Raw genomic sequence first — 10,554 nt, 5'->3', positions numbered from 1 at the left:
AATCGAACCGAGAGAAAGCGGCAATGCTCATGATCTCGCTCGGACCAGAAGTGGCGTCGAGCGTCTACAAGCATTTGTCCGAAGAAGAGATGGAGCAGTTGACGCTTCAAATCTCGGCATTGAAAAAAGTATCTTCTGAACAAAAAGAAGCGATCATGGGAGAGTTTCATGAACTGGCCATGGCGCAGAGCTATATTACGCAAGGAGGCATCGGGTTCGCGAAAACGGTGCTTGAAAAAGCAGTCGGGGAAGAGAAGGCGATGGCACTGATTCATCGTCTGACGTCGACGCTTCAAGTCCGGCCGTTCGAGTTCGCCCGAAAAGCCGATCCGAAACAACTATTGAACTTTATCCAAAACGAGCATCCTCAGACGATTGCTTTGATTTTGGCGCATCTCGAGCCGGTCAAATCCGGTCAAATTTTATCCGAGCTGCCGCCTGAGATTCAATCAGAAGTCGCCAAGCGGATTGCCACGATGGACCGGCTCAATCCGGACGTCATCCATGAAGTCGAACAAATCCTTGAGAAGAATTTGTCGCAAACCGACATGCAGGATTATGCGCAGTCGGGAGGCATCGAGGCGGTAGTCGAAGTGCTCAACGGCGTCGACCGCACGACAGAACGGACGATTCTCGACGCGCTCGAGATCGAAGACCCGGAACTGGCCGAAGAAATCAAGAAGCGGATGTTCGTCTTCGAAGACATCGTCACGCTCGACTCGCGGGCGATTCAACGGATCATTCGCGAAGTGGCGAACGACGATCTTCTGCTCGCTCTCAAAGTGTCATCCGAAGAAGTCAAACAAGTCATCTTCAAAAACATGTCACAGCGCATGGTCGACACGTTCAAAGAAGATATGGAATTCATGGGACCTGTCCGGTTGCGTGACGTCGAAGAGGCGCAAAGCCGAATCGTCGGCATCATCCGTCGCCTAGAAGACGTCGGAGAAATCGTGATCAGTCGCGGCGGAGGAGATGACATCGTTGTCTAATGTGATCAAACGAGGGCGTGCGACCTCGCTCGAGCCGCAACGGATCGACTCGAAACCGTTGTTCGAACCGGCCGAACCGGTCGCCGTACAACGGAATGACGAGGAAGAACTCGCTGCTCGCTACGCCAAGCTCCGAAGCGATGAAGAAACGTTTTCAGCAAAGTGTGGAGCGGCCGAAGAAGCGCTAGCGCAGCTGAAGGCAGAGACACTTGCTGCTGCCTACGAAGAAGGTCAAGCCACTGGTTTTGCGCAAGGCCGTGCAGAAGGAAAAGCGGAGTTCGAGGAGTTGACGACACGGCTGAACACCGTGCTCGTCGAACTCGAACAGCTATACGAGGACAAGTGGCGGGCGGCTGAACAGCAGCTCGTCGCCTTAGCCGTCGAAGTCGGTGCCCGCATGACGACCGACCTCGTGCGGAAAGAAGAGCCGCTGTTTGCCGACATGATTCGCCAACAACTGCTCCGAGCACTAGACGCCGAATCGTTGACGGTTTACGTTCATCCGACGCGACTCGCCTCGATTCAACGGTTCGAAGCGACGTGGCAGTCCGAACCAATCCCACCGCTGAAGTATCGGGCAGACGCGAGCCTGTCCGAGACGAGCGTCCGCATCGAGACGCCGCAACACGGTACTGAACTCGATTTAACGTACAGTTTGGAACGGATTCGCTCTAACATCGAGGAGGTTTTGGCCGATGGCGCTTATTGATCGCGTCACCGCATCGCTGGCACGCTCACCGGAAGACGAGTACGTGCGTAAAGTCGGCCGTGTCTGTCGCGTCGTCGGTCTCATGATCGAGTCAAACGGACCGAGCGCGTTTGTCGGCGAACGGTGTCTGATCGAATTGCCGGCCGGGCAATCCGTCGAGGCCGAAGTCGTCGGCTTCAACGAAGAACGCGTCCTGCTCATGCCGTACGGAGAGACGACGCAGATCGCCCCGGGCTGTATCGTGAAAGGGACCGGCCGTATGCTCCAAGTACCGGTCGGCTTTGAATTGATCGGTCAAGTGTTAGACGGTCTCGGACGCCCGCTCTCGGGCGAGGCGCCGGCCACCGTGAAACGTTATGACGTGTTGCGCAAGCCGCCGAATCCGCTCGAACGACCGCGCATTTTGGACAGTCTATCGACTGGTGTCCGCGTCATCGACGGTCTGTTGACGGTCGGCAAAGGGCAACGAGTCGGATTGTTCGCTGGTTCCGGGGTCGGGAAATCGACGCTGCTCGGCATGATCGCCAAACGGTCATCGGCTGATATTAACGTCATCGCCTTGATTGGGGAGCGTGGCCGGGAAGTGAAGGAATTCATCGAGAACGAACTCGGGCCGGAAGGAATGGCGCGTTCGATCGTCATCGTGGCGACGAGCGATCAGCCTCCGCTCGTCCGGTTGAAAGGCGCCTATACGGCAACGGCCATCGCCGAGTACTTCAGAGACCAAGGAAAAGAAGTCGTGTTAATGATGGACTCGGTGACTCGTTTCGCAATGGCGCAGCGAGAGATCGGCTTAGCGACCGGAGAGCCGCCGACGTCGAAAGGGTATACGCCGTCAGTCTTCGCGATGCTGCCGCAACTGCTCGAACGGAGCGGAACAGCGGTGACGGGCTCGATCACGGCTTTCTACACGGTCCTCGTCGACGGGGACGATATGAATGAACCGATCGCTGACGCGGTTCGGGGGATCTTAGACGGCCACTTCGTCATGGACCGGGCGCTTGCCAACCGGGGCCAGTTCCCGGCGATCCATGTCTTAAAGTCGATCAGTCGGGTCATGAACCAAATCGCCTCACCCGCACATCGTGAAAGCGCGATGACGTTTCGAAGCTGGCTCGCCACGTATTTGGACGCCGAAGACTTGATCAATATCGGGGCGTACAAAAAAGGGACGAACCCGGCCATCGATACGGCCATCGATCAATATCCGCGGCTGCTCACATTTATGAAGCAGTCGATTGAAGAAGAGGCGCCGTTCGAGTTGACGCTCGATCGTCTTGCCCAAATCGCAAGAGGTGAATCATGAACAGGTTATTACTAGAACGCATCATGCCGATCGCCGAACACGCGAAAGAAGAGACGGCGACCGAAGTAAGAGGGCACAAGGCGCGCCTTGAAGCCGATATGGAGGAGCTGTACCGCCTCGTCGTGACGTATGAGTCGCTCATGAAGAGTCAAGACGAACAAGCGGGTGTCATCGATTTGCTCATGTCGCAATATCGTGAGAAAGCGCGCGAACAACTGAAACGGCAAATCGAGACGCAACAACTCGTCGTCCAACAGTCACGTAACCGGTATCACTTGGCCCAAGAGCGATTGCTCGGAAAAGTCGTCGAGGAGAAGAAGTACGTGACGCTCCATGAAAAAGCGAGCCAACACGAAGTAGCCGTCTCGAAATTGACGGAGCAACACTTTATTGATGAACTGGCAGTCATTCATCACGGGAAAGGAAAGTAAGCTGATGGAAAAAGAGAACAATAAGCGCGGGGTGCAGTTGTTAGTCGCTCTTGTCCTCGTCCCGGCGATTTTCCTGCTCGTCGGAGGCATCGTCGTCATGAACTATGCAATGGATCGCCCGCTCTTGTCCGTACCGTTCCTCGAAATAAAAGAGGAGCGTCCGGTCGAGAAGAACGTCAACGTGACCGGGATTGATACGGACGCATCGAACCGCTTGAAAGTCGCGAACGCTGAAATCGAGAAACTTCGCGGTGAGAACGTCGAGTTGACGAACGAAGTGAAGGCGCGCCAAGAGGAAGTGTCCCGTCTCATCAAAGAGCGTGACCGTCTGCTGTCCGAATTGAGCGCCGCAGCCGAAACGGAAGAGGCGACCTCGGACGTGTCGCGTGTGTATGAAGAAATGTCGGCCAAACAGGCGGCGGCCATCATGAACGAGCTAGAAAGCCCGCAAGTGGCCAATCTGTTAAAACAACTGTCGCCAAAGCAACAAGCCGACATATTAGGGCGGATGGATGCACAACGGGCAGCCGTTGTCACCCAGTTGCTCCAGTAGATGTGAGGAGGACACGATTATGAATATCGCCTTGCTCGCCCAAGCGGTTCAAGGAACGACGCAAAAAGGCGGGGAAGCAGCAGCTTCCCCGACCGGTCAATTTTTACAGTTGTTGTCTTCGATGCTCGGAACGTTCGTCGAGACGCCTGAAGCGGACGTTGCGCCCGCTGAACCGAAACAAACGATCGCGCTCGACCAATTGTCGAACGACCTCGAACAGTGGCTTCAAAAGCCTGAGAGTCTCGAGTGGTTGAAAGCGTTACCGCAAGATGCGTACCGTCAGTTCATGGACGCATACACCGGCTTGTTGTCCCAATTCGGCTCATCTGTCGCTCCGGACGAGCTGCCGTCGCGGCCGGAAATACCGCTCGTGACGAACACGCTTCCCCCGTTGCCGACGCCGGCGCTGAAAGAACGCGACGTGAAAGCAGAGACAGGCAAAGGGACGCTCGAAGCGAACGTCCGCGTCATTCAACAGATTGTGACGCAATTTAATGGCACGTTAGGACAGACCCCTAAAACGATACCCGTTCCTAAACAAGTTGAAACACCGTGGACATCGGTCGTGAAAGAGACGATCGAGTTGCTCCCGAAAGGAACGGCTTGGACGAAACCGCAAATCGATGTGGACACGGTCATGTACGCTTCGAAAAGTTCGCTCCCGGAAAACTTGAAAGCCCGGATTGAAGCCGCGCTTCATCGGGCGCCGTTCCAAAGCGGGGCGGATGGATCTAAAGTATTCACCGTCCGCCTTTATCCGGAACAGTTAGGGGAGCTTGTCGTGAAGCTCGAGCGGACGAACGGCGAACTCGTCGTGAAGTTGTTTGCGAGTAACCAAGACGCGAAGCAACTGCTCCAGTCACAACTCCAACAGTTGCATCAAACACTCCAACCGCTCTCGCCGAACGTTCGGGTCGAACTGAACTTGACGCAACAGGCGCTCGATGCAAAAGCATCGACGCACTCAGGAGACCAGTCAGAAGCTGAGCGAGAGCAGCAGGAACCATCGAAAGGAGAGTCTGAAGATGACGACCATCCAACCGAAGACGAATGATTTCTCGTTGCCCGATCAATCTATGCCAAAAGCAACGAATCAGTACGACAAGAACATGTTCTTGAAGTTGCTGCTTGCGCAGCTCGCCAATCAAGACCCGATGTCGCCGATGGAAGACCGAGAATTTATCGCCCAGATGGCGCAGTTCTCTTCACTCGAACAGATGCAGACGATTTCGAAACAGCTCGATTCAGTGCTCGTTGACCGTCACATGTCATCCATCTCCGAGTTCAGCAATATGATCGGCAAGACGATTGACTACAAGACTGAGACGGCAACCGAGACGATCAGAGGATCGGCACGTGTCATCTCGATCTCAAGAACGGACGAGGCCGGCTATATGGCGGACCTTGAAGACGGGACATCCGTCAGCGTATACGATATCACGTCCATCAAACAAGCATAGGAGGATTTACCATGTTAAGAGCAATGTACTCAGGAATCAGTGGATTGAAGAACTTCCAGTCAAAGCTTGACGTCATCGGGAACAACATCGCCAACGTCAACACGTTCGGCTATAAAAAAGGCCGCGTCACGTTCAAAGACCTCGTCAGCCAACAAGTCGGTAGTGCCACAGCGGCGAATGCTGTCAGCGGTGGGGTTAACCCGAAAGAAGTCGGTCTCGGGGGGACGATGGCGACAGTCGATAACGTCTACAACCAAGGTGCGATGCAAAACACGGGCCGCGCACTCGACGTCGGAATTTCAGGCGAAGGATTCTTCGCGCTCAACGTGAACGGACAGACGCAATATACGCGTGCCGGTAACTTCTATACGGATAACGCCGGCGACATCGTCAACGGCGACGGTTCGTACTTGCTGAGCACGACCGGACAAAAAATCACGGTCCCGGCTGGCGCGAAGTCATTGTCAATCGGGAAAGACGGACAAGTGAGCTACGTCAACGACGCCGGTTTATCGACAACAGTCGGACAAATTCAAGTCGTCACGTTCGCCAACAACGCGGGTCTTTCAAAAGTCGGTGCGAACAACTTCATCCAATCTCAAAACTCTGGGATTCCTAACCCGGGTATTCCAGGGCAACAAGGCCGCGGCGAACTCGTCTCAGGAGCACTCGAGATGTCGAACGTCGACTTGTCTGAAGAGTTCACTGAAATGATTGTCGCTCAACGCGGTTTCCAGGCGAACACCCGTATCATCACAACATCGGACGAGATTTTACAAGAACTCGTCAACTTGAAACGCTGATGATTCGCGTCACGGGCCTGCGCGGTGATGCGTTCGTGTTGAACGCCTTGTTCATTGAGACGGTCAAGGCGGAGCCAGACACGATTATCCACTTGTTTAACGGCAAGACATATATCGTCCAAGAAACGAAGCAAGACGTCATCGACCGGACGACGGCATTCTACCGTACGATTGGGTTGATTGGAACGACAGTCACAAGAGGTGAAGAAGATGAGTGAAGAAAAGCAAAAAGGCGGCGCCATGAAGATGGTGCTCATCCTGCTCGTCGTCCTGCTCGTCATGGGGGGAGCCGGGTTTATGACTTATAAATACTTGTTCGGCGACAACGTGACGGCCAAGACGAAGCCGGTGACAGCCGAAGAGTTGGCCGAACGGAGCTTCACGACGGATGACATGACGACGAACATTCAAGATGAGCGCTTCATCAACGTCCAGTTCACGGTCGTGACCGATTCGGCCGAGACGAGACAAGACCTTGAGCTACGGAAGTTTCAAGTGCATAACGTCATCCTCGGTGATTTGGCCGGAATGACGAAAGCACAGCTCACCACGAAAGAAGATATGCAAAAGTTTGAACAGTCGCTGCGCGAACAATTGAACGGCCTGCTTGAAAAAGGTGAGGTTCAGCGCGTCTACATGACGAAGAAAATCATACAGTGAGGTGGCATCATGGGAGAAGTACTGTCTCAACAAGAAATTGATGCCCTGTTATCAGCGCTAAGCAGCGGAGACGTCGAGGCGGATTCATTTTTGGCCCAAGAAGAAGAGCGCAAAGTGCGGCAATACGACTTCAAACGGGCCGTCCGTTTCTCGAAAGACCAAATCCGCAGCCTCACCCGCATTCATGAGCATTTCACACGGATGTTGACGACGTTTTTCTCGGCGCAACTCCGCACGTACGTCCAGTTCACCGTCAATTCGGTCGAACAGTTGCCGTATGACGAGTTCATCCATTCGATCCCGAGCATGACGATGATCAACTTGATCGAAGCGCCGCCGTTAAACGGTCGTTTCATCATCGAGGTCAACCCGAACATCTCATACGCGATGCTCGACCGCCTGCTCGGCGGACCGGGTGTGGAAATCGAGAAAGTCGACAGTTTCACCGAAATCGAGATGCGGATTTTGACGCAATTGTACAAACGCGCGTTTTCCTCATACGGAGACGCTTGGGAATCGCTTGCGGAAGTGAAATCCGAAATGACGGCCGTCGAAGTGAACCCGCAGTTCCTTCAGCTCGTCTCACCGAACGAGACGGTCGTCTTGATCTCAATCGGAGTGACGATCGGGGAAGTGAGCGGGACGATCAACGTCTGCCTGCCGTTCGTCACGATCGAACCGGTGCTCTCGAAGCTGTCGAGTCATTATTGGATGCAAGAGGCGAACCGGCGAAATGCGACCGGTAGCAGTAAAGAACCGCTCAAGGCTCAGTTGATGAACTCGTCGGTCGAGGTCGTCTCTTTGCTCGGCGAGACGACGATCACGTTTGGGGACTTGCTGCATTTAGAAGTGGGCGACTGCTTGACGCTCGATCAGTTAGTGAAAGAACCGCTGTCGGTCATGATAGGGGAAAATAAAGTGTTTAGAGGGCAAGTCGGTGTGAGCGGGAAACGGATGGCGGTCCAAGTATTGCACCGGGTGAAGGAGGAAGAGCAATGAGTGAGATGTTGTCACAAGATGAAATCGACGCGCTATTACGAGGGACGAGCGACAACTCGGCACCGCAAGAAGTAAAACAAGAAGAACATTTGGACTCGATGGAAAGCGACGCGCTCGGCGAAATCGGGAATATCTCGTTCGGAAACTCGGCAACGGCGTTATCGACGTTGTTGCAACAAAAAGTTGAGATTACGACGCCGGTCGTCAGTGAAGTGACGATCGATGCACTGCGGGAACGCTACCCGACACCGCACGTCGCACTTCGCGTCGGTTACACCGAAGGCTTGAAAGGCGAGAACGTGCTCGTGTTGACGCGAGAAGATGCGGCGATCATCTCCGACTTGATGCTCGGTGGGACCGGTGTCGGCGTCGACCCGGAAGGACTTGACGAGATCCGTCTTTCAGCCGTTCAAGAAGCGATGAATCAAATGATGGGGGCGGCGGCGACGTCGTTGTCGACCGTCTTCTCGAAAAAAATCGATATCTCCCCGCCGCTCGTCGAAGTGTTCGACGCGACAAAGACGCAGACGATCATCGATCGGCTCGAACTGTGGGAGACGATGGTACTCATCGAGTTCAACTTGAAAGTCGGGACGTTGATCGACTCAAAAATCGTTCAAATCGCCCCAATCGAATTCGGGAAGCAACTCGTCAACGAACTGATGGCGGCCACGTCACCAGCGCCGGCGCCTGTCGCGCCGAAGCCGGAGCCGACAAAACAACCGGAACCGGCCAGACCGGTCGCTACGGCGCCGCGTCCAGAGCCGAAAGCAACGCCTGAAGTTGCGGTCAGCCAAGCGGAATTCATGCCGCTCCATGCCCCGACGTCACATGACTCGGTGCCGGCGAACCTAGGCTTGCTATATGACGTACCGCTCAATGTGACGGTCGAACTCGGCCGGACGAAACGGTCGGTACGGGAAGTGCTCGAATTGTCCCAAGGGTCGATCATCGAACTCGATAAATTAGCAGGGGAACCTGTCGATATTTATGTGAACCAACAACGCATTGCCCGCGGCGAAGTCGTCGTCATCGAAGAAAACTTCGGGGTACGCGTGACAGAAATCATTCAACCGCACGAGCGGATTGGAATCGTTTAAGGAGGAAGAACAATGAGTGCAAAAATTTTAGTGGTAGACGATGCGGCGTTCATGCGCATGATGATCAAAGATATTTTAACGAAGAACGGGTTTGAAGTCGTCGGTGAGGCGGAGAACGGATTAGATGCGGTCGCGAAGTATCGCGAGTTGACGCCGGACCTCGTCACGCTTGATATTACGATGCCAGAGATGGACGGACTTGCGGCACTCAAAGAGATTCGCGGTTTCGATTCAAACGCGAAAGTGATCATGTGTTCGGCAATGGGCCAACAAGCGATGGTTATCGATGCGATTCAAGCTGGAGCGAAAGATTTCATCGTGAAGCCGTTTAACGCGGAACGTGTCATCGAAGCAGTCTCAAAAACGGTCGCACAATGAGCAAGTGGTGGTTGATTATCCTTCTCGTGGTCGGTCTAACCGGACCGGCCACGGTTGAGGCCGCCACCGTCGAGAAGCAGTTCGAACAACAGCAAGAGCAGTCAGATGTAGAAAAAGCAGCTCCGGCGGCTGTGTCGGGCGTGTGGACGGTCATCAAGATCATCCTCAGTCTCGTCGTCGTCATCGGAGGATTTCTCGTCTTGATGCGCTGGTTGAGCGCTCGGACGCAAGGCGTGAAGACGGCCCAACATATGAAGCATTTGGGCGGTGTCCCGCTCGGGAAAGATCGCTCGGTCCAACTCGTCAAGCTTGGCGATCAAGTGTACGTCCTCGGAGTCGGGGAATCGATCCAGTTGATCGACCGGGTCGAGGCGGATGTGGTGGAAGATGAACGAAGTGACGCCCCGCCGCTAACAGGATCGAACGGTTCGGTATTTTTAGATACGTTTAAACAGCAGTTGTCTCAGATCGAACAAGCGAGGAAGAAGCAATGACGACGATTGAACAATTGATCAACTTAGAAACACCAGACAGTACGTCGACGTCGATTAAGTTGCTCGTCGTGTTGACGCTACTTACGCTCGCACCGTCATTTTTAATCTTGATGACGTGCTTCACGCGTGTCGTCGTCGTGTTGTCGTTCATTCGACCGGCACTCGGGACGCAACAAACCCCGCCGAACCAGCTCATCATCGGTCTCGCGCTGTTCATCACGTTGTTCGTCATGTCACCGGTCCTATCCGACTTGAATGAAAAGGCGCTCACGCCATACATGGACGACCGAATCAGTCAAGACGAGGCGTTCGAAGAGGCGAGCAATACGATGAAGCGGTTCATGGCAAAGTATACGCGCCAAGAAGACTTGCAACTGTTCATCAAGTACGGCAACTACGAGCAGCCGGAGTCGATTGAAGACGTACCGCTCTTAGCGATGGTACCGGCTTACGCCATCAGTGAACTGAAGACGGCGTTTCAAATCGGATTCATGATTTTCTTGCCATTTTTGATCATCGATATGGTCGTGGCGAGTGTGCTCATGTCGATGGGGATGATGATGCTCCCACCGGTCATGATCGCCTTACCGTTCAAACTATTGTTGTTCGTGTTAGTGGATGGGTGGCATTTGATTGTGGAGTCACTGCTTAGAAGTATGTAGGAGGAAC

At 54.1% G+C, this 10,554-nt stretch carries 15 protein-coding genes; all 15 read left to right on the top strand.

What is annotated here, in order from left to right; translation table 11 throughout:
- Positions 1 to 992, top strand: a 992-nt coding sequence (fliG, locus tag JJU47_RS06615) for a flagellar motor switch protein FliG (RefSeq protein WP_228617404.1), incomplete at its 5' end; no start/stop codon positions are given.
- A complete protein-coding gene (locus tag JJU47_RS06610; protein WP_228617401.1) occupies positions 976 to 1,701 on the top strand; it encodes a FliH/SctL family protein in 726 nt (241 codons plus the stop codon). The genes fliG and JJU47_RS06610, both read left to right, overlap by 17 nt.
- On the top strand, positions 1,688 to 3,007 hold the full coding sequence (gene fliI / locus JJU47_RS06605) for a flagellar protein export ATPase FliI (RefSeq protein WP_228617398.1): 1,320 nt from the start codon (positions 1,688 to 1,690) through the stop codon (positions 3,005 to 3,007). Before JJU47_RS06610 ends, fliI begins: the two co-directional genes overlap by 14 nt.
- Positions 3,004 to 3,438, top strand: coding sequence for a flagellar FliJ family protein (locus JJU47_RS06600; RefSeq protein ID WP_228617396.1), 435 nt, complete (start codon positions 3,004 to 3,006; stop codon positions 3,436 to 3,438). The genes fliI and JJU47_RS06600 overlap by 4 nt, the downstream gene beginning before the upstream one ends.
- 4 nt (positions 3,439 to 3,442) lie before the next feature.
- Positions 3,443 to 3,991, top strand: a complete 549-nt coding sequence (locus JJU47_RS06595; RefSeq protein ID WP_228617393.1) for a MotE family protein — start codon at positions 3,443 to 3,445, stop codon at positions 3,989 to 3,991.
- A 19-nt stretch (positions 3,992 to 4,010) separates the two neighbouring features.
- Positions 4,011 to 5,045 (top strand): flagellar hook-length control protein FliK, encoded by a 1,035-nt coding sequence (locus JJU47_RS06590; protein ID WP_228617390.1) that lies wholly within the window; start codon positions 4,011 to 4,013, stop codon positions 5,043 to 5,045.
- Positions 5,017 to 5,451 carry a flagellar hook capping FlgD N-terminal domain-containing protein gene (locus JJU47_RS06585; protein ID WP_228617387.1) on the top strand — a complete coding sequence of 145 codons (435 nt, stop codon included), beginning with the start codon at positions 5,017 to 5,019 and terminating at the stop codon, positions 5,449 to 5,451. The genes JJU47_RS06590 and JJU47_RS06585 overlap by 29 nt, the downstream gene beginning before the upstream one ends.
- An 11-nt stretch (positions 5,452 to 5,462) precedes the next feature.
- Positions 5,463 to 6,254 carry a flagellar basal body rod protein FlgG gene (gene flgG, locus JJU47_RS06580; RefSeq protein WP_228617385.1) on the top strand — a complete coding sequence of 264 codons (792 nt, stop codon included), beginning with the start codon at positions 5,463 to 5,465 and terminating at the stop codon, positions 6,252 to 6,254.
- Entirely contained in the window at positions 6,254 to 6,472 is a 219-nt protein-coding gene (locus JJU47_RS06575; RefSeq protein ID WP_228617382.1) for a flagellar FlbD family protein, read from the top strand. Before flgG ends, JJU47_RS06575 begins: the two co-directional genes overlap by 1 nt.
- Positions 6,465 to 6,914 carry a flagellar basal body-associated FliL family protein gene (locus tag JJU47_RS06570; protein ID WP_228617380.1) on the top strand — a complete coding sequence of 150 codons (450 nt, stop codon included), beginning with the start codon at positions 6,465 to 6,467 and terminating at the stop codon, positions 6,912 to 6,914. The genes JJU47_RS06575 and JJU47_RS06570 overlap by 8 nt, the downstream gene beginning before the upstream one ends.
- Before the next feature lie 9 nt (positions 6,915 to 6,923).
- Complete coding sequence (fliM, locus tag JJU47_RS06565) at positions 6,924 to 7,913, top strand: flagellar motor switch protein FliM (protein WP_228617377.1); 990 nt, start codon at positions 6,924 to 6,926, stop codon at positions 7,911 to 7,913.
- Complete coding sequence (gene fliY / locus JJU47_RS06560) at positions 7,910 to 9,013, top strand: flagellar motor switch phosphatase FliY (protein ID WP_228617375.1); 1,104 nt, start codon at positions 7,910 to 7,912, stop codon at positions 9,011 to 9,013. Before fliM ends, fliY begins: the two co-directional genes overlap by 4 nt.
- Positions 9,014 to 9,025: 12 nt before the next feature.
- Positions 9,026 to 9,391: a response regulator gene (locus JJU47_RS06555; protein ID WP_228617372.1), complete on the top strand. Its 366-nt coding sequence runs from the start codon at positions 9,026 to 9,028 to the stop codon at positions 9,389 to 9,391.
- The gene (locus JJU47_RS06550; protein ID WP_228617369.1) at positions 9,388 to 9,885 is read left to right on the top strand and encodes a flagellar biosynthetic protein FliO; all 498 of its coding nucleotides are present in this window, start codon (positions 9,388 to 9,390) and stop codon (positions 9,883 to 9,885) included. Before JJU47_RS06555 ends, JJU47_RS06550 begins: the two co-directional genes overlap by 4 nt.
- Positions 9,882 to 10,547, top strand: a complete 666-nt coding sequence (gene fliP, locus JJU47_RS06545; RefSeq protein WP_228617366.1) for a flagellar type III secretion system pore protein FliP — start codon at positions 9,882 to 9,884, stop codon at positions 10,545 to 10,547. The genes JJU47_RS06550 and fliP overlap by 4 nt, the downstream gene beginning before the upstream one ends.
- Positions 10,548 to 10,554 lie beyond the last annotated feature (7 nt).

This window comes from Exiguobacterium sp. (genome assembly GCF_020832205.1).
In the GTDB taxonomy this organism is placed as follows: Bacteria; Bacillota; Bacilli; order Exiguobacteriales; family Exiguobacteriaceae; genus Exiguobacterium.
This window is presented reverse-complemented; position numbering and strand designations above follow the sequence as displayed.